At 45.9% G+C, this 21771-nt stretch carries 10 protein-coding genes; 5 read left to right on the plus strand and 5 right to left on the minus strand.

Annotated elements, in window-relative coordinates; genetic code table 11:
- Positions 1–123 precede the first annotated feature (123 nt).
- From NJD71_RS02785 to ggt, 4 genes are all read right to left on the minus strand, one after another.
- The gene (locus NJD71_RS02785) at positions 124–1002 is read right to left on the minus strand and encodes an RNA methyltransferase (RefSeq protein ID WP_319050396.1); all 879 of its coding nucleotides are present in this window, start codon (positions 1000–1002) and stop codon (positions 124–126) included.
- The gene (locus NJD71_RS02790; RefSeq protein WP_319050397.1) at positions 1002–1382 is read right to left on the minus strand and encodes an Hpt domain-containing protein; all 381 of its coding nucleotides are present in this window, start codon (positions 1380–1382) and stop codon (positions 1002–1004) included. Before NJD71_RS02790 ends, NJD71_RS02785 begins: the two co-directional genes overlap by 1 nt.
- Before the next feature lie 71 nt (positions 1383–1453).
- Entirely contained in the window at positions 1454–5173 is a 3720-nt protein-coding gene (gene dnaE / locus NJD71_RS02795) for a DNA polymerase III subunit alpha (protein ID WP_319050398.1), read from the minus strand.
- Positions 5174–5468: 295 nt separating this feature from the next.
- Entirely contained in the window at positions 5469–7418 is a 1950-nt protein-coding gene (ggt, locus tag NJD71_RS02800) for a gamma-glutamyltransferase (protein ID WP_319050399.1), read from the minus strand.
- A gap of 325 nt (positions 7419–7743) precedes the next feature.
- Between ggt and NJD71_RS02805 the strand changes: the two genes are divergently transcribed.
- Both NJD71_RS02805 and NJD71_RS02810 read left to right on the plus strand, forming a co-directional pair.
- A complete protein-coding gene (locus NJD71_RS02805; RefSeq protein WP_319050400.1) occupies positions 7744–9768 on the plus strand; it encodes a hypothetical protein in 2025 nt (674 codons plus the stop codon).
- Between the two features lie 55 nt (positions 9769–9823).
- Positions 9824–11413: a hypothetical protein gene (locus NJD71_RS02810; protein ID WP_319050401.1), complete on the plus strand. Its 1590-nt coding sequence runs from the start codon at positions 9824–9826 to the stop codon at positions 11411–11413.
- A 165-nt stretch (positions 11414–11578) separates the two neighbouring features.
- Here NJD71_RS02810 and NJD71_RS02815 read toward each other — a convergent pair whose 3' ends face one another.
- Positions 11579–12091 (minus strand): Spy/CpxP family protein refolding chaperone, encoded by a 513-nt coding sequence (locus NJD71_RS02815; RefSeq protein ID WP_319050402.1) that lies wholly within the window; start codon positions 12089–12091, stop codon positions 11579–11581.
- 247 nt (positions 12092–12338) lie between these two features.
- Between NJD71_RS02815 and NJD71_RS02820 the strand changes: the two genes are divergently transcribed.
- From NJD71_RS02820 to NJD71_RS02830, 3 genes are all read left to right on the plus strand, one after another.
- Positions 12339–13025: a response regulator transcription factor gene (locus tag NJD71_RS02820; protein ID WP_319050403.1), complete on the plus strand. Its 687-nt coding sequence runs from the start codon at positions 12339–12341 to the stop codon at positions 13023–13025.
- The gene (locus tag NJD71_RS02825) at positions 13025–14668 is read left to right on the plus strand and encodes a sensor histidine kinase (RefSeq protein ID WP_319050404.1); all 1644 of its coding nucleotides are present in this window, start codon (positions 13025–13027) and stop codon (positions 14666–14668) included. The genes NJD71_RS02820 and NJD71_RS02825 overlap by 1 nt, the downstream gene beginning before the upstream one ends.
- Positions 14669–15079: 411 nt before the next feature.
- The gene (locus NJD71_RS02830) at positions 15080–21763 is read left to right on the plus strand and encodes an ESPR-type extended signal peptide-containing protein (protein ID WP_319050405.1); all 6684 of its coding nucleotides are present in this window, start codon (positions 15080–15082) and stop codon (positions 21761–21763) included.
- Positions 21764–21771: the final 8 nt, after the last annotated feature.

Consider the following 21771-nt stretch of genomic DNA (forward strand, 5'->3'; position numbering starts at 1 on the left):
CATGATATTCGGATAACAATGGAAACGTATAGCCGCTAGTCTCTCTCAAGTTATAACAGCTTTATGCCCTAAAATATAGTAAGGCGCTATCAAATAAACTGAGGTAATGAGCAATAACTTACCTTAGTCTTTTGAGAGTTTCGCAATCAAAGCACTTAATAGTTGATACTCTTTTTGATCAAGCTGCAAACGCGACCCAAGTCGAGACAGCCGCGATGGCAGTGATTTTAGATGTTCGCTATTTGCCAGACCACGATTGATCATAAGATCCGTAGTACGCTGGGTGAGCTGTTGCAGCTGCTGCTGAGTGATAGCAGGCTCGTCCCATTGCTGACGCAAATGCACATCAAGTGTCGGCTGAGTCGTGTCATCTGACTCTGTATCCAAATCATCTGCTGTCTGAACGTGTGTCTGAGCATAAGCAAAAACAAAGCTAGCAATGACTTGCACTGCGGAGGCGACATTTAGTACTGGATAGGCAGGATTGGCATCGATTTGAATGTGATAGTCTGCATAAGCCAATTCTTCATTGGTCAATCCGCGGTCTTCACGTCCAAATAGTATAGCGATATTTGGCTTGCAAGAAGGCGCAGCAGATAAAGTATCACTATCATCTGTACTTAAAGCTGCCTGTGCATCAATAAAGTCAAACATGATTTTGGCGGCCTGTGTGGGTGTCACGACAGGGCGAGGCAAATGACGACTGCGACTGCTGGCAGCAAATACCAACTGACAATCAGAGATAGACGCCTCTAGGGTAGGCGCGATGATAGCAGCGGACAACAGATCACTGCCACCTGCTGCATGTGAGACACTGGTGTCATCAATCGGTAGTTTGGGATCGACGACTGTCAAGCGAGACAAACCCATTGTATGCATTGCACGGGCAGCAGAGCCAATATTAGCAGGTAGAGTCGTATTGACCATCACGACTTGTAGACAGTTAAGATAATCATTCACTGTACGGGCGTGCTCAATAGATGATAAAGCGTCGTTACTCATTATTGCCCCAATCTTTGATTGATTTCTTGTTCGGCGCGTTGTAATGCGCCAGCGATTTCTTCAATCAAGTCTGCGTGCTCACTGATATGGCGCTCACGGCAGTGTTCTTGTAGCTCGCTGCTCAGGCGGACTAATTGAGTAGTACCTAAGTTTGCACTCGCCCCTTTTAGAGCGTGAGCTGCCTCAAAGCCGGTAGCATTGTCATTCTCTTGCTGAGAATTGCGTAATGTCACGATTCTTTGACGACTGTCTGTGAAATATACATGGATTAAATCGACAAAGTCTTCTTCTAGCAAGTCACGCATGTCTTCAAACTGTTCATGATTGACAATCTCTTCATCAGTCTGACCAGTTGTATTATTATTTGTCATGTCAGTCATTGTTTTTGTCCGATTATTAAAAGTTAAAGCGGTAAGATTACTATAGTAAATTTTCGATGGGATTGTACATTTTAGCTGTAATGAAAGTGTAAATTATCTTCACTGACTAAAGTCTTCAATTGTTGCAAGTTGTCATCATTTGGGTAGACGCGCCAGTGCTCGGATAGTCCTACATTGGCAATACCATATACGTCATAGATGCTTAGTCCAAGTGGTAAGCAGTTGTCATTGATAGAGGCATCCGTATTACTTAATGCATTGTTTGCATAACTTTGGAGCATGCCGTTTTGGTTCATTGCATCATGGTTCATATCGTTCTCTAGCGCCAACAGATCATTGCCATTTTCATCATATAAGCTGCCGCCCATGGCAGGATCGTAGGCGTTACTGCTAGCACCGCCTTGTTCGTCTTGTTCTTGATTATAAGTTAATCGCGGTTCAGGTATGATGTCAGCTTGGGCGGACTTGAGTAATGGCTGCAAGCGCGTGAGCAGGTCAATGTCATTGCCATGAACTTTGATACTGATTTTTTTGAGCCAACGCAAGCGGGCATCGACCATACTCATGGCGCTATCAAGGCGCGCAAACAAGCGCCCGTCACGCTCGCGGATGCTGCCTTTGATGATGACGACTTCATCGATTTTCAATTGTTCTTTGACACGGTTGAATCGCTCAGCGTAGCAGCTGACTTCTAGCCTCGATGTGCCATCATCTAACGTAATCACATTACGATTACCGAAGTTTGCGATATCTATAATGAGTCCTGCAAAATAGCAGCTGCCGTTGTAGCCAGTATCTGCCAGTTTATTGAGGCGAGCGCCTGAGGTATAGCGTTTTAACTCATCTAAGTATTCATTAATTGGATGACCGGTTAAGTATAGCCCCAGCGTATTTTTTTCCGCTTTTAGGCGATGTTTGTCACCCCAAATCAGCTCTGGCGTCATCACGAGCGGCGGCGCGGCAACAACCCCATCCATCTCACCAAACAAGTCCATCATGCCAAGCTCATTGTTTTGACGGTCTTGTTCAGCCGCTTGTACTGCGCTTGGTAGCTGGCTCATCAATGCACCGCGAATCTCGAAAGCTTCGTCGGCTGGTAAGTCGGGTCGTAGCGTCGCTGCAAAGTCATCAAAACAGCCTGCGCTGACCAATGCTTCGAGCGTACGCTTATTGACCTTTTTGATGTCCACACGGCGGCAGAAATCATATAAGTCTTTAAAAGGTCCATCCGTGCGACGAGCATTAACGATGGACTCGACAGCCCCTTCGCCCACGCCTTTAATCGCTCCAAGACCATAAATAATATTGGTTGGGGTGTCTGCGACGAAGTGCCATTCACTGCGATTGACCGATGGATTGACCACCGTCAACTCAAAATTTTCGCGACAGTCATTGATAAAGAACACCACGTTGTCGGTGTTGTTCATATCTGACGTTAATACCGCTGCCATGAACTCGGCAGGGTAGTACTGTTTTAGATAAGCCGTTTGGTAGGCGAGCACCCCGTAAGCGGCAGAATGCGAGCGGTTAAAGCCATAACCTGCGAATTTTTCCATCAGATCAAACACGCCGCCTGAGGTGACCTCGTCGATACCTTGCGAAGTTGCCCCAGTCACAAAGATATCGCGCTGCTTTGCCATCTCTTCAGGTTTTTTCTTACCCATCGCACGGCGCAGCATATCAGCACCGCCCAAACTATAGCCTGCCATCACCTGTGAGATCTGCATTACCTGTTCTTGATACACGATAACGCCGTTAGTGTTTTCTAAAATTGGCTCGAGATTCGGGTGGTCATAAATGACTTCCTCACGGCCGTGCTTACGGTCGATATACATCTCTACCATGCCTGCATCAAGTGGACCAGGACGATAGAGCGCACACATGGCGATGACATCTTCGATGTTTGTCGGCTGTAGTTTGGCCAGATACTTTTTCATGCCCATACTTTCTAGCTGAAAGACGGCTGTTGTTTTGGCATCTTGCAACAATTTGTAGGCTTTGACATCGTCTAATGGCAAATCTTCTAAAACTAAGGCGGGCACGTTTTCTTTGACACGGCGCAAGTTGATGTTCTCAACCGCTGCGTTAATAACTGTTAAGTTACGTAGACCCAAAAAGTCAAATTTTACCAGACCGACGGCTTCGACATCGTCTTTGTCGAACTGACTGACACGGTGCCCATCATCATCACAATAGATCGCGCTAAAGTCCGTGATCTTATGCGGTGCAATCAGTACACCACCAGCATGTTTGCCAACGTTTCGGCAGACACCCTCAAGTTTAATCGCCATCTCCCAGATCTCAATGGCATCTTCATAATCCATATTATCAGGGTTAGAGATTAAGTCTTTGAGCTGTGGCTCTTGCTCAAGCGCTTGGCTAAGGGTGATGCCGGGTGTTTTGGGAATCAGTTTGGAGATTTTATTGGCCAAAAAGTACGATTTGCTTTGTACACGTGCCACATCGCGCACCACCGCTTTTGCGGCCATGGTACCAAAGGTAATAATCTGTGAGACCGCATCACGACCATAGGTCTGCGCCACATAGTCAATCACGCGATCGCGACCCTCGATACAAAAGTCGATATCGAAATCGGGCATCGATACCCGTTCAGGGTTCAAGAAGCGCTCGAATAACAGATCATAATGAATAGGGTCAAGGTCGGTAATATTGAGCGCGTAGGCGACCAGAGACCCTGCACCAGAACCACGTCCAGGACCTACGGGCACGCCGTTGGCTTTCGCCCAGCGGATAAAGTCCATTACAATGAGGAAGTAACCGGGAAAGCCCATGGATAAAATGATATCCAGCTCATATACTAGGCGCTCGTCGTATCTTTGACGAAAGTCGCTCCAATTGTCTGTACGTGCCTCGACTGGAAAGAGCTTATCTAAGCGCCGCTCAAGACCGCGCTGGGACTCTGCACGGAAAAACGACTCAATCGTCTCGCCTTCAGGGACAGGAAAATCGGGCAATACATTAATGCCTAGCGTCAAGGTTACATTGCAGCGGGTAGCCAAACTTAAAGTGTTATCAACCACTTGCGGGATATCAGCAAACAGCTGCGCCATTTGGTCTTGGGTTTTTAGATACTGCTCATCTGAATAGGTCTGCGGGCGGCTGGGGTCTGCTAAGACATAAGAGCCTGCAATACACACGCGAGCCTCATGCGCATCAAAATCTTCTTGCGCTAAAAAACGCACATCGTTATGAGCAATGATAGGAATGTTGTGCTTGGCACCTGAGTGAATGGCCGCCCTAATAAAAGCATCTTCGCCTGAGCGGTTGGTACGCTTGATGGCAAAGTACAAACGATCGTCAAATTTTGCTTGCCATTCAGTGAGCATCTCATCGGCTTTTTCTGGCATAGAACCAACCAGTGCTTGACCCACGTCTGATTTTTCGGTTAGTAGTACAATGACGCCTGCCGCATGCTCCAGAATATGACTACGCTTAATCACAGGTGTGCCATGGTTGACAGGATCAGCGCGACCTTCGGTAAACCCAAGCGACACGATACGGGTAATGTTTTGATAGCCCTCGTTGTTCATCGCAAGTAGGGTAAGGCGTGTGTCTTCATTGTCCATGATGACGTCACTACCGATAATGGGCTTGATACCCGCGCCTAGGCAGGCACGATAAAACTTCACTGTGGCGTACAGGTTAGACAAATCAGTCAGTGCCAGCGCGCGCTGATTATCGGCTGCGGCCGCTTTTACGAGCGGTTTGATACGCACGATAGAATCGGTGATGGAGTATTCGCTGTGGATGCCAAGGTGTACAAATGCCATAGAAGACTCTTACTGGTACGATCAAAGAAATAAGCTACCGATAAAATAATTGATTATTATCAATCAATTATACTGATACCTAGAGGCCGATAAGACCTCGATAGCCATATTGATACGTTTTAAATGGGGTCGTTAATAATATCATTATTTGCGGCAGACAGCCACTGATTGCAAGGGTTTAATCTGAGTGAAATAAGTCACTATACGACTTCCAATAGGCCAAATGGCATATTAAAAAGCCCTCTATACATAATGTATAGAGGGCTATGTTATTGATAATTAAAAACAGTTTGATCTAGTATCCAACCACCGCTGCATCAACTATACGGGGATCAGAAGAGCCATAAACGCCGTTTGGTGTGAGCATAATCGACTGCGTGGAGCCCATGGCTGATTTTGGACTGACCGTGTGACCCATAGATTCCAATTTTTTGATCGTATCGATATTCAGTGCCTTTTCGACTCGAATCTCGTCAGGCAACCACTGGTCATGAATGCGCGGCGCGTGCGTTGCTTCCGCGATATTCATGTCGTGGTCGATGACGTTGGAGATGATTTGGGTGACCGTGGTAATGATACGACTGCCACCTGGACTGCCCGTGACGATATAAGGTTTACTGTCTTTGAATACCAGTGTCGGGCTCATCGAGGAGAGCGGACGTTTATTGGCTTCAACGGCATTTGCTTCGCCGCCTAGCAGTCCGTAACCATTGGGTACACCCGGCTTGGCAGAAAAGTCATCCATTTCATTATTGAGCAGAATACCTGTGCCCTCAGCCACGAGACCAGTGCCATAAGAGAAGTTCAACGTATAGGTGTTGGCGATGGCATTGCCGTCTTTATCAACAATAGAGAAGTGCGTGGTCTGATCGCTTTCATAGGGAAGCGGGTTGTTGGCTTTGATGGTAGCTGCTGGCGTGGCCTTGTTCGGGTCGATTAACGTACGCAGTTTATCTGCATAAGCTTGTGAGGTTAGGCCACTGGCAGGGACATCAATAAAGTCAGAATCACCGAGATACTCAGCGCGATCCGCATACGCCAGTTGCATGGCCTCGCTCATCAAGTGAATGGTTTTTGCGCTGTTTTGACCGTAGTCACCCAGTGGATAGCCTTCTAAAATATTTAAAATCTGCACGATATGAATGCCGCCAGAGGAGGGCGGTGGCATCGAGACAATCTCATAACCACGGTAGTTACCTTTGACAGGCACGCGGGCGATGGCTTCGTAATCGGCTAAGTCTTGTAAGCTCATGCTGCCGCCTGCTTCATTGACGGCTTTTACGATGTCACGCGCGGTTTCACCCTGATAAAATCCGTCTACCCCTTGTGCCGAAATTCGTTTCAATGATTGCGCAAGTTCAGGCTGTTTTAACCGCTCACCTGGTTGATAGGCACTGCCATCCGCTTTAAAAAACACTTTTTTGGTGCTTGGCCATTTTTGCAAGCGGTCACTCAAAGCAGTAAGCGATTCGGACAAACCTGCGGTGACTTCTATACCATCTTCTGCCAATGCGATCGCTGGTGCCATGACTTGCTCGCGGCTCATCGTGCCATGCTCTTCTAGGGCTTTTAACAGTCCTGCTACTGTCCCTGGTACGCCAACGGCTAAACCATGATAACGAGATAAGTCACTAACTGCGTTGCCCTTATCGTCGAGGTACATATCGCGAGAGGCGCTACTTGGTGCCTTTTCACGGTAATCAAGGGCGACTGTTTTGCCTTGTTTGGCATCATAAATCATCATAAAACCACCACCGCCAAGGTTGCCCGCGCGCGGTAAGGTCACTGCTAAGGCAAAACCCACTGCGACCCCAGCATCGACGGCATTACCACCGTCTTTTAAAATCTGCAAACCAATATCAGAGGCAAGTGCTTCTTGGGTGGCAACCATGCCGTTTTTTGCCCATAGCGGATGGTGAATCGCATCTTCAGAGTAGATGGCCTGATCGCTATTGGCATTATTGGACGTGGTTTTGAGAGTGCTGGTTTTGGCTTTTGTGATGCGTTTGGTTTCAGATAGGACGGTTGGATTGTCCGCCATGATGGCTAAATTGATTGCACTGGTATTGATAGAGGTATTATTGAGCGTCGCGCTACTTGCTGGGATGGTTGGCTCCAGTGCATGAGCTGAGACAGACAGTAGCAAGGCGCTTGTGATCAGCAATATATTAGTTTTTAGCTGGTTTTTGGTTTTTGAAGGGATCTGCTGAGCAATCTGATCGGCATGAAAAGGGAGTCGTGACATCGCAAAGTCCTTTTTGGGCGAGTAAAAGTAAACCATTAGAGAGATGTCTGAATAATAACGAAAATAACGAATAGTAGAAAGTTGTTTATTAAATTCTACAATGAGGTGTTGATACAAGATGAGCAACTCTGTCAGTAATTTCAGTTGTTTTCATTTAAGCACGACCTAGCATAACTGCCTCGTTATATAGAGGAAATTACTTCTCATTGAAGTTTTCCTTTAAAAAATATACGCTACGCTTACTAAACTGTAACGTCTTGTGATATAAATAACAGTACTACTGTACACTCATTATCGATGAGTCTATCTACAAAAAGAGACTGTTATGCCATTACGTCATTTGAAAACCTGCAATCAACAGCGTTTTATTGAGGCTACGCCCGCCTGTTTTTCTAATACTAAGCGCTATAATGATCGTTTATATCAAACCTGTAAACTGACTTCTATCGCACTGTTAGTGAGTAGTGCATCGTTTATGCTCGCAGGTTGTCAATCTGCATCTCCTATATCATCGAATACAGGGTCGACCAGCACACTGATAGACTTTAGCAGTGCAGATACCGCGAAGAGTCAACGCCAAGGACACGCCTTTACAGCCAGTCAAGATGCTCAGGCCGAGCGTTACGCGCAATTGTTTGATCAAGAAAAATACCCGAGTACTGAGAACCAAGCTAAGACGCATTTACTAGCTGCGATTCGTCAGCACTTAGCGACAGAGCATGTGGCCGTCGCCCAAGCGAATTATCAGTCAGTACCGTTTATCGATGCAGACAGTATCGATGCAGGATCAACCAGCTTGCTCAGAACGATCATAGAAACCTATGCCTATCAGCCTGAAGGGATGGTCGATGAATATCAGCCTTATATCGATGAATATGACGACTCATTGCAGTCTGACTATTACAATGAAAAATATGGTGAGAGTGATCCTGCCGAGGTAGAAAGAAAAGCCAGCGCCGCGATATTGGCTGAAGCAGGGGAGAATGAGCCTACGAGCAGTGATGCTAGCAGCGATAACGAGTATGCTTACGATACAGCAGATTATGATAGCGCTGATTACAGTAGTGACGACTATGATAATTATGATGAATACAGCAGTAGCGCAGGGAGTGCGCTCTCAGGTATGTCAAGGTTAAATCCAAAAACTATGGCTGCAAAATATGAAGCTATGCAACTGGCAAAACAGCAGGCTAAGACAGAGGTGTCAGCTGACAATAAGCCCTCAATGTCTTCTACTGGGTTGATTGGTAATATACTGACCATGTTCCACCGTACGCCAGAACAAATCGCCGCAACTAACGCCTATCAGTATCAGAACTTGACGTTCAATAGCGTCAGCCAATACAACCCCAAGCAGCGACAATTACAAAGTGTCTATAGCTACGATTACGCCACACCAACGATCAGCTCATCTATACAGGTTCCTCTCGCATTTGATTTTAATAACAGCAAGGTCACAGTCGACCCATCGGCCATTATGCCACTTGTCGCCATAGTCAATCCTGAAAACACCCCTTTACCTGAACAAATGGCTGCACATACGGTAAGTTTTGGTTTACCTGAAAGTATTACAGCTCAGCTGCCACCAGCAGTACTGTATGACGCCGTGCTCAACGCTATACAACAAAGCATGGCAGAATTGGCACCTGAGCATTTTAGCGCGGTAGATATTGATGGTGATGCATTTGCCAAAAAAGTCGGTGCGACCCGCGCAGTAAAAGTCTATTTTGGTAGTCAGCAAAGCGGTGAAATGATTGGCAAAACGCTAAAATATGTGACGCAGTCGCTACAAGCGCATGTCGATGCCAATCCAAAACAATACCCTGATGGCGCTACGCTAAAGGCTGCACTTGCCAAAGCGCAGCTGTATAACAAAGGCTATCAAAGTGCTGATGTGGGCTCGCTGTTGCAGCTCATCGAAGCTATTGGCCCCATCTCATTTAATCAAATCAATTACTACTACTTAGACAGCTCAGATCGCCTACTTGCCAAGCAGCAGCGTGTCAATATTGGTAGCGATTTTATGGGCTCTACGACGACTATGCTCAATCAAATACGTTATGACAAAACCAGCTTTAATCGTCATGCATTAACGCCATTATTGGCGGAATCGTTTGGTCCAAAAGCCACCGCTCCTATCGATGGTAATGCATGGATTGCCGCACAGCGTGAGAAAAGAGACAGCCTACAGCTGGCACGCTATGCCCGTTATGACTATCAGGATGGTGGGCTAGAGAATTATTACAATAGTGATGACTATAACAGTGGTGACTATGAGCGTAACTATGGCGAAGAGGCCATCGAGCAGAGCCGTACTGACAACGGCGAAGATGATACAGATAATAAATAACGACTCAGCTGCATTATCTCACTGCATTTACGCTCATATCTATTAGGAATAAATAATGAAAACAATATATAAAACCATCGCTTTACGTTTGCCATCTATGATGAAAGCCAATCAATTATTGACTAGTGCCTGTCTATCAGGGGCACTACTATTAACAGGTTGCCAAGCAACTAATATCAGTCAACCAAATACGGCAGCTAAGCCATTACCTAGTACTGCAAAAAAGACATTGGCAAATGCGTTGCAAAAACAGCGCCGTCAATCGTTTAGCTACCATAGCAACCTTGAAATAAGTAATGGAATCAGCAACAACCGACCGCTGACTGCTACAGAGCGCCGACACATGGCTGTAGCAAACTATGTGGATCAACACTGTGAGGAGGCGCATGACCAAACGTATGCAGCGCTAATACTGGAGGCAGAAAACCAAAACAAAGAAGTTCTAGCGGCTGATTACGATGCTGAGCGCGATAACATCAAGCAGTCGTACGTCGAATGCGTAAAGGCTTACAATGCCTGGAACGACCATTATTACGATAGCACTATCAAAGTGGCACCAGAGTATCAGGTGCTATTCGATGATTATGAAGACAAACCAAAACCACTGGATAACAAAAAAGTGCAATTACTTGATGAGTATTTGCTACAACCATTATCTATCGATGCGCAAGGAATCTACCAACCACTAGCGGGCAAGACGACGATGCTTGCCAGCGCCCAGTATCAGGCGCGCAACCACCATAGTAGTATCAATCAGCCTATTTACGTTGATTTAAAAAACGGTGATATCTATCTATGGGCAGATAACCTTGCGCTGATCAACTCTGAGCTGTTAGACGATAAGCTTGGAGAAAAATGGCGCAACAAATGGCTAAAAATAGCCATCGATGATGGTACATTGCCCAAAGGGTTTGGAGGTGTGCTAATAAAAAGCCACTTTGCCGCGTTAGATATGACTTATGATGCAGCCCCAGTTGGTCAGTTTGATTATGTCGCGCCCAACACACTTACGTCAGTATCCCCGAAGCTACCTGCCCATCAGCTATCAGCAATGTTGCCAAGCGAATCTATTATTCGCCGAGTACAGAGTTTTGATGATTATCGTGACGATTATAAGAGTTATATGCAGATTTTCTATGATCGTATCAGCAAGCAATATCCAGAACTCATTGAAGAAGCGGCGCCTATGACAGCCTTTGAGACGATTCAAAACCCACAGGCATTCACTAGCAAAGCGATGGTACAAAAAATACTAGCGATGATAAAAGAACAAATGAACGATGACGTATCAGAGGCGCAAGCAGCTGCCAACACAGAGGTACAAGAGCTATATGGTTTTGATAAAAAGGGTCAGCTCAAATGGCAGCATGTCCATCGCAAGCTTGATATCGACAACGCCTCTGATAAAAGCAATCATATGATGATAGACGTGTTGCAGCAGTACGCTGCTATCAATACCAGAAATATGGCGTTCCCAAATCTACCACGTGATGTTCAGTCGCCGAATACAAGCAATAGTATCGATCTTAGAGAATACGCGCCAGAGTTACTGCAATATTACCGTGATGGTAATGGCACAGTAGTGGGTAAAATGATGTTTAATATGCTACCGATGGCCAAAGAGCGTCTTAGTTCGATTGATTAATGCGTAAGACCAGTCGTTGATGAGCAGAAAGATTTTCAATAAAAAAGCGCACCGTTTGTACGATGCGCTTTTTTGTTCATATAGCGATAGGCACTGTAGTGATGGGTACTATGTCGATAAGCAATACAAAGACAAATTAGTACCGATCAGTACAGGGGTAACCGCTTACATACCTGGACGTTGCTCATCATGACCTTTACGGTCTTTTGAGTGCTTGCGTCCTTTTTCTTGTCTTTCTGATTTCATTTGTTCCATTTTTGCACGCTGTTCAGCCGTTAGGACTTGAGAGATAGCATGCTGAGTTTGTACACGCTCGATAAAACGTTGTTTGGTTTTGGTAGCTTGTTGATCAGCCAAGCGGTTTAGCGCAGCGTTATTTAGCGTGCTTGCGTTGGTCAAAGCTTGTATTTGCTGATCCATCTGCGCGCGCTCTGCTTGATGCGTTGCACGATCAGCAGTACGATCGCCACGCTTTTCTTGCATGATGGCTTTGATTTGGGCTTGCTGTGTGACCGTTAGATCCAGCTTTGACATTGGACCTTTCATAGCGCCATTTTTATGTTTTTGTTGCATTTGAGTCGCGGGTGTTGTATCGGTGGTTGCATTGACACTGGTACAGGCCGTCACGGTAAATACGCTAGAAGCTGCTAATACTGAACCTAATAATAATTTTTTCATGATGAGATCCTTTATGAAGTTGAGTGTGGTTTAGTAGACACTAAAATTTTATCTTGCGAGCATCCTTTTCCAGACTGCGGCACTCGCTGCTGATAGGAGCTATATTACGACAGTTAAAGGTTACGAACATTTATGAAGTATTAAGAAAGGTAACGTTTATAGCGAACTGATATGCGCATGCCTGATAATATGGATAACCGGACCAATGAAAGCCAATTGAAATCATCAAAAGTGAAAGGAGAGGCGTATGCCAAATATACTGATAGGTGATGATGATGAAGAGTTAACTCAGTTATTACAAGAGTATTTGTACAATCATGGCATCCATTGTGACTGTGTTCACGATGGCGCTGCGGTTATACAGCGATTAAAAGCGGTGGCGCACGACGATGCTGCCTACGATTTACTCGTGCTCGATATCATGATGCCCAAAATAGATGGGCTGAGCGTATTACGTCAACTGCCAAGCATCAGTGATATTCCTGTGATTATGCTGACGGCAAAGGGGGAGGAGATCGATCGTATCATCGGCTTAGAGTTAGGCGCTGATGATTATATCACCAAGCCCTGTAACCCGCGCGAACTGCTGGCACGTATCAATGCGGTGATCAAACGAACCAATACCACCGCATCTGAGCATACACCGCTACCAGAGAGCCGGTTATCTCTTGACCAAAACCAGCGTGTTTGTGAGATAGATGGCGTGGCGTTACAAGTGACTGGGACAGAGTTTGACTTGCTTGTGGCACTACTTAAGCAAAAAGGAGAAGTGGTGAGCAAGGCATGGTTATCAGAGAATGTCTTGCAACGTGAGTTGCAGCCTTTTGACCGTAGCCTTGATGTGCATGTGTCTCGTTTGCGCAAAAAACTACAGCCTTTTCATGACGAACCAATTAAAGCGGTGCGTGGAAAAGGCTATCAACTGGTGCTCTAATGACAAACTCATCAATAAAAGCGTCCCAGCAGGACGCTAACAAAAATACTCAAAAATCACCCAAGCTAAAGGTGCGTGTGACGCTGTTTTGGCGTTTGTTTTTGAGCTTATTGCTGACGATCCTGATTACCTCTATTTTATCCATTGTGGTCGAGCGCTGGTTGGCCGAAAAGGAGCTGACTGCTCGGATGGATGTCCAAATTGAGAGCCTATTAATTAAACGTCAAGAGATGGCTGCAGCACTACGAGTAGGCGACTTGACCACGGTCACGCAGATGTATCGTCAGGATAGACGGCTGATGAATCAAATTAGAGTCTACGACGAGCAGGGCGCTATTATATTTCCGCGCTATCGAGACCGAGAGGATCGAGCACAAGAGCGGCTACAGAACGGTCAGCAGTCAGTTGAGCGTGCTATACCACCGATGCCGCAGCCCAGAATGGACAACAACGATAGACCAAGAAATTATAATGACGAGGTACCAAAAAAACCGCCGACGGTCTTGCATGAGATTTTGAAGCCATTAACCTCGAGTAGTGCTGCAATTGCAGAGATAGATGCTCGTCCTGAGCTGGCCGACATCTCGGTTGAGCTGCCCGATGGGCAGTCAGTTATCATACAGCTGCGCCCGCACTTGCGTTTCTCAGATGTCGTTGCGTTGCAACACGGTAATTTTCCTATACGTCTGCTCTTGATTATCGTTTTTAGTGTGCTGATTTGTGTATGGCTTAGCCGTACATTGACCCAGCGTATCGGGCGTGTACAAAGCACGGTTCACCGTATGATTGATGGGGATTATCAAGCCAATCCAGCATTGTCCAAAATGGGTGATGATGAGCTTGGGTTACTGGCCAAAGACGTGGCGCATTTATCAACGAGATTGGCTGAGAGTGAGCTGGCGCGCAAACAAATGCTAAGCGATATCTCTCATGAGCTACGCTCACCGCTTGCACGACTTGATGTGGCAACTGAGCTGACTCGCGACTTTGCCCCCAATGCCAATCGCTATCTAGACCGTATTGACAAAGAGTCTACGCGGATGAATGAGCTGATTGAACAAATCATTCATATTCAATCACTACAAATGCAGCAATATACGATCGACAATCTAGAAAGTGACGTCGTCAATTTGACTGAAATTATCAGTGATATCGGACAGGATGTGTGCTTTGAGTTTCAGCATAAAGAAGTTCACTGGCAGTGGCAACCACCTGAAGATTTGATGTCCACTGAGACAAAAAACGTAAAAGATGCTTGGACGATACAGGGCAATCAGGAGCAATTGCATAGCGCGCTCGAAAACATCATTCGCAATGCTTTTATGCATACGGCTGCAGGTTCGACAGTCATTGCTGAGATGAAAGCAGTTCAGACAGATGATGGTCGATCTGCCATTCAAATTAGCGTAAAAGATGAAGGCGGCGGTATAGCGGATAAGGACCTAGAACGTATCTTTCAGCCATTTGTGCGGTTAGACTCTGCGCGTCATCGTGATACTGGGGGGTATGGGTTGGGATTGGCTATCGTTCACGCTGTTGTGATGGCGCACAAAGGCTCTATCACGGCCTATAACCGACAGGATGGTATCAAAGGATTGATAGTACAAATCGTTTTGCCTATGAAAGAGAAAATAAAGTATTAAAAAGCAGCTTAAATGAATCGTTTTCGCTCATGCATATATGTAGTGTACATAAGTCCATAACCTGTATGAGATTATGGACTTATGTTTATAAAGAAGCATCGTCTTGACAAATGCACTCAATAATAAAAATCTTTTATATTCCCTAATATGAATATAATAGACAAACGGTATTAAATCACGGACGAACGGTATTGTCTCTCTCTATATATTCGGCAATACTAATATATAAGAGAGTGATACATAACTTACAAAACGAAACGTCTTACTTCTTAAACCTTAATATCAGTAATACTTAAAAAGGCTTTACTACCGCACACATAACTCGTCTTATTTTGTCATATCGACTCTCTTGCAAGATGGATTTTATCTCTGATTTTTTAAATCTGACAAATCTGTAAGGGAGTACATATCATGAACCGCATCTATAAAGTCATCTGGAATGAAGCCCTAAATTGCTTTACCGCAGTCGGTGAGTATGCAAAAGGGCATGGCAAATCTTCCAAATCTAGTGTCAGTGCTAACACAACCATCAGCACGACATCTCGTTCATCTACTATCAATACACTATGCCTGAGTGCCATAGCACTTGGGCTCATAACGGCTGGATTCGGCATGCAGGCAAGCGCTGTAGGCACAGAAAATCACCATAATGGTAACTATAGTCACAGTCATGGTAGTCATGGTGTCCATAGCCACACCGCTGGTAACAACAGCCATAACAATTCAGGTCAAGGCAACCCCGGAAGTTCAATAGCACTAAAATTTGAAGGCGATAATGCTACAACTATTACACGCAGTAATGGTGAGACGCTCAATATTTTGGGCGGTGCAACAGGAGCGCTAACGAATGGCAACATCGGGGTCTTTGGTATAGGTGATACTTTGACCGTTAAACTAGCAGAAGATTTGACGGGTTTGGAAAGTACTACCTTTAACAGCGGTATTGTTATTTCATCCACTGGTATCAATGCTGGTAATAAGAAAATAACCAATGTAGATAATGGGCTGGTTAGTGCTAGTAGTAAAGAGGCGGTCAATGGCTCACAACTGCATAGTTTAACCAATACCGTCGCCGCTAACAAAACCAAGTACTATAGTGTCAATTCAACTGCCTCTGGCAATGCCAATAACGATGGCGCAACCGGACCCAATGCTATGGCAATGGGTGGTAATGCTAGTGCTACTGGCGGGCAAGCTATTGCTATTGGTAGCGGAGAGAGTGGTCAGAACACCGTAGCGAGTGGACAACAGTCTATCGCCATCGGTGCAAACGTCGTGTCAACAGGGCATTCTTCTATCGCAATTGGCGGCGATGATCTAGATGATGCCTCAAAAGCCAATATCGATGGAACCTCTGTATCCACACTCAATGGTGGTGATGTCAATACTACTTTCTTCTCCTATACAGGTCGTGATTTGGTTGAGACGCCGCGCTATAAGGTAAACACCGAGTCAGGTGGTGCCGCCTCCATAGCTATTGGGGCAAAGTCGTTATCTGAAGGTGCACTATCTACCGCTGTTGGCGTACAGTCCTCTTCATCTGGTGTTGCGTCTTCTGCCTTTGGTATCGGTGCTTCAGCAAGCGAAAAAGGATCAGTCGCACTTGGTGCAGGGTCAGTGGCCAATGTTGCAGGTGGCGCTATAGGTTATGATCCAACAGGTAATGACAATGCTGCAATCATAGCAACCCAAAGTGGCGCAAGTTATGGTGCTGTTTCAATCGGGACCGGAGAAGCAGGTGGTACTCGTCAGATTGTAAATGTCGCTGCTGGTACCAATGATAGCGATGCAGTGAACGTGTCTCAGCTAAAAGCGTTAGATGCTGTCGTTGCTGACATTGATTTTCCTATCCGCTCTAGCAATGCACAGCCATACACCACATCAGTAACAGGTACTGATGCTCTGGCCGTTGGCTCTAATGCCAATGCAGACGGTAGTAGCTCAACCGTTATTGGAGAAAATGCGTTTGGAAAAGGAAATGCGACCGTCATTGGTGAAGGTGCACGATCTTCATTCAATGGCTTCGCGGGTGGTCAAGATGCAAAAGCAGGTGTTAATTCAGTTGCGATAGGTCAAAGAGCCACAAACGGCAATGCAAGTCGTGCAGTTGCAATAGGCTATGAAGCAAAAGCAACTGCCCAAGACACCGTTGCACTTGGTCTTGGTGCGCAAGCCAAAGCGCAAGGCAGTGTGGCACTTGGTAAAGGTGCTAGTGCCAATGCTCTAAACAGCGTGTCTTTAGGTCAAAACTCTGTTGCTGCGTTACAAAGTGGTGCTTCATTTTTAACCAACGTTGCTGCTGATGCCAATAACGGTACAGTCTCAGTGGGCGCTGTTGGAAGCGAACGTCGTATCATCAATGTGGCAGGTGGCTCAGCAGACACTGATGCAGTGAATGTATCTCAGTTAAAAGCGGTTGCAAACATTGCAAATGAAGGCTGGGACATCAGCGCACAAGGCGACAGTACTACCGCAAGTACGGTAGAGCCTGGCGACTCAGTAGACTTCAATAGTAAGAATAGCAACATCACCGTCTCCAAAACCGCAAACAGCAATGATGTCTCATTCGAGCTTAATGACAACCTAGACCTAGGCAATAACGGTAGCGTGGAAATGGGTTCGAGCTCTCCTTTTGGACTGGGTAGCACAACGACACTTGATCGCGCTGGTCTAACAACAGGCAACTCGTACTTTAGTACAACGGTAGATGGCTTAGGGGTCAGAACAGGCAATGCATTGGCTAGTACGACAGTCAATGGTGCAGGAGTATTTGTAAATGGTCCATTGGGTATTCCTAGTACTGCTTTAACTGTGAATGGGTTAACCATTATCGGCGGCCCAAGCGTAACAAGGTCTGGTGGTATTAACGCCGGAAATAAAAAAATTGTCAATGTTGATGATGGTGAGAATCCAAACGACGCCGTCAATGTCAGTCAGCTCAATAGCTCATCTGCTGCTGCCAGAACCAAAGTGGTCAAAGGCACTAATGTGGCCAGTGTGGACTTTTCAACTGACAGTAATACAGGTCAAGACGTCTACACCGTTAATGCTAATGGCACCAAAGTATCAGAAGGATCGTTAGCAGTAAAAGTAAGCAATACTACTGATGGCAACAGCTTGACTGACTACGCCGTTGACTTAAGCGATGACAGTAAAGCCAGTTTGGGTAAAGCGGATAGTGCGATGCAAACTGTCGTCACCCAAATCGATGGTAACGAGGTTAAAACCCTGAACCAAGCGGACAATACTGCCAACTTCTTAGCCGGTAAGAACATCGCTCTCACCGATAAGAATGGTGATATCGAAGTTGCAACAGCCGCTATAGTTGACTTCACTAGCGTCACTACAGGAGACACCTTACTCAATACAGGTGGTGTGAGCTTCTTAGGCGGTAGCAGCGTCAGACTCAGTAATACCGGTCTTAATAATGGTGGTAACAGAATCACTGAGGTGGATGATGCTATTGAGTTAGATGACGCAGTCAACCTCAGTCAGCTAAACAGTGTCACAGAAACAGCCAATAGAGGCTGGGACATTAGTGCACAAGGTAACAGTACTACCGCAAGTACGGTAGAGCCTGGCGATGCAGTGGACTTCAATAGTAAGAATAGCAACATCACTGTCTCCAAAACAGCAAACAGCAATGATGTCTCATTCGAGCTTAATGACAATCTTGATCTAGGCAACAACGGTAGCGTTAGTACAGGTGATATCTTTGGTGGTACTAAAGTTAATCGTTTGGGTCTGGTCACAGGTGGCCTAGCTATGGGCGGGGTGACAACGGTTAGCGGGCTTGGCGTGAAAGTAATAGGTACAAATCCACTATCTAAGGCAACGTTGACCAGTGATGGTCTAAGCATGTTCAATGGCCCAAGTATTACTAAATCTAATGGTATCAACGCCGGAAATAAAAAGATTGTCAATGTTGATGATGGTGAGAATCCAAACGACGCCGTCAACGTCAGCCAGCTAAACAGCTCATCTGCTGCTGCCAGAACCAAAGTGGTCAAAGGCACTAATGTGGCCAGTGTGGACTTTTCAACTGACAGTAATACAGGCCAAGACGTCTACACCGTCAATGCTAATGATACCAAAGTATCAGAAGGATCGTCAGCAGTAAAAGTAAGCAATACTACTGATGGCAATAACTTGACTGACTACGCCGTTGACTTAAGCGATGACAGTAAAGCCAGTTTGGGTAAAGCGGATAGAGCGTTACAAACTGTCGTCACCCAAATCGATGGTGACGAGGTTAAAACCCTGGACCAAGCGGACAATACTGCCAACTTCTTAACCGGTAAGAACATCGTTCTCACCGATAATAATGGTGATATCGAAGTCGCAACAGCCGCTGTAGTTGACTTCACTAGCGTCACAACAGGAGACACCTTACTCAATACAGGTGGTGTTAGCTTCTTAGGTGGTAGCAGCGTCAGACTGAGCAGTAGCGGTCTTGATAATGGTGGTAACAGAATCACCAACGTCGCAAGTGGAGTAGGTGATGAGTTCAATGCCGCAAACATCGGTGATGTGAATCGTGCATCGAGCGCTGCTAGAACCAAAGTGGTGAAAGGCACCAATGTCGCCAGTGTGGAATTTTCAACTGACAGTAATACAGGTCAAGACGTCTACACCGTCAATGCTAATGGTGTCAGCGCTTCAGCTGGATCTGCTGCAGTCACCGTCACAGCGGGTGAAACAGATGAGATGACCAACATAACTGACTACGCCGTTGACCTAAGCGATGACAGTAAAGCCAGTTTGGGTAAAGCGGATAGTGCGTTACAAACGGTAGTTACCCAAATCGATGGTGACGAGGTCAAAACCCTGAACCAAGCGGACAATACTGCCAACTTCCTCACAGGCGACAACATCGTTCTGAGTGCTGATGATGGTGGTATTAGAGTCGCTACAAAAGACGACGTCACCTTCACTAGTGTCAGTTTCACTGACAGTACAGTCCGTTTGAGTAATGAAGGACTGGATAATGGCGGCAACAGAATCACAGAGGTAGCCGATGGTGATGAAGATACGGACGCTGTCAATGTTAGGCAGTTAAATGCAACCAATAGTACAGTCGACTTGGGACTGAACTTCACAGGAGATGACACCTCAGCTGTTATCAATCGTAAATTAGGACAAACCTTAACGATTCAAGGGGGTGCAACAGAGCTGACTGATAACAACATCGGTGTGGTCGCTGACGAAGATGGCAACCTAAACGTTAGGTTGGCTGAAGATGTGAGGCTTGGTCGAAACGGCAGTGTGAGAATGGAAAGCACTGTACTTAACAATGCAGGTGTTACCATCACTGACGGTCCTAACGAGACCATCACTTTAAGCAACGAGGGTCTTGATAACGGTAATAATAGAATCATCAAAGTTGATAAGGGGATTGCACCAACTGATGCCGTAAACTTTGCACAGCTCACTATGACCAATGATGAAATCGCCAAAGGTATTAGGGTTGGCGATGGCAATAGCGATAATGATCAGCAGTTTGCATTAGGCGATACGATCAATGTCACAGGTGATAGCAATATAACCACCACTGCTTCTGCGACTGGGGTAGCAGTCCAGCTCAACAACCAGTTAGATCTTGGTAATGAGGGTAGTGTGCAGATAGGCAATAGCATTATGAATAACACAGGCTTTACTTTCATTGATAGTGGGCTGGGGAGAACGGTCACACTCAGCAGTCGTGGTCTGGATAATGGCGGTAACCCTATCAGCAATGTTGGTCGAGGCGAGCTAAACTCTGATGCTGTAAACGTTGGGCAATTGAGAGAAGTGACCATTGCCTTGGATCGAGGTTGGGATATCACCGCTCAAGGTGATATTGCGACTCAGGTAAGACAAGGAGATGCAATCGACCTAAATAGTAGAGATGGTAATATCAAAGTATCTAGAACGTTAGTCAATGATACGGCCACCTTGGATGCTAGCACAGGTTTACGCGCAGCAGCTGTACCTGGCAATCCTAATGACATCAGTTTTGATCTAAACCCAGATATTACCTTGGACAGTGTCACTACTGGTGATACCACCATCAGTGATAATGGACTGACCATAACTGATGGTCCAAGCATCACGAAAAGTGGTATTGATGCTGCTAATAACAAAGTCACCAATGTTCAAAACGGTGAGGTTTCAGCGACCAGTCAGGATGCGATCAACGGTAGCCAGCTCTACACCCAAGGAGTTGGTATCAGTAGCATCATTGGCGGCGATACTGTCTACAATGCTGAGAGTGGCACCTTCACTAATAGCGATATCGGTGGAACAGGTCAAAGCAATATAGACGGTGCCATTGCTTCTATTAGACAAGGGAGCATTGAGATCAACGAAAGTGTGCAAGTGAATACCACAAGCATAGCTACTAACTCGACCAGTATCGCCACCAATACGACGAATATTGCTAATAACACCAGCAATATCACAACCAATACTACCAACATTGAGACCAACACAGATAGACTCGATGCAGGACTTAACTTTGGTGCAGACAGTGGCGACGATATCAATAAACCAGTCGGAGATAGCAGTGTCCTAAGCTTCACAGGTGGCAGTAACATCACCACCACAGCAGAGGGCAGTAGCATTAAGTTTGATCTGAACGGTAACATCAGCGTTGATAGTGTCACAGCTGGGACGACAGTCATCAATAGTAATGGTATCAGTATGCAAGATGGACCGAGTATGACAGCCCAAGGTCTATATGCTGGTAATCAGCGCATGACTGGAGTCGCTGATGGTGTCGAGGCAACAGATGCCGTCAACTATAGTCAGCTGAGTGCGCTCGATAGTAGACTAGGTCGCAATATGAGCGATCTTGGCTACAAGATTGATGAAGTAGAAGATGATGCCAATGCAGGTATATCGGCTGCGATGGCCATGTCTTCACTACCTCAAGCCTATATCTCAGGTAAGTCACTGATCGGCGGCGGTATCGGTACGTACAATGGAGAAAGTGCCGTAGCGATTGGTTTCTCTAAGCTATCTAACGATGGTCGCTGGGTTATTAAAGTGAACGGAACAGCAGATACCCAAGGCAACGTAGGCGGCGCAGTGGGTGCAGGTTTCCATTTTGACTAAAAGGTTTT

This window comes from Psychrobacter sp. PP-21, assembly GCF_033790785.1.
GTDB lineage: Bacteria > Pseudomonadota > Gammaproteobacteria > Pseudomonadales > Moraxellaceae > Psychrobacter.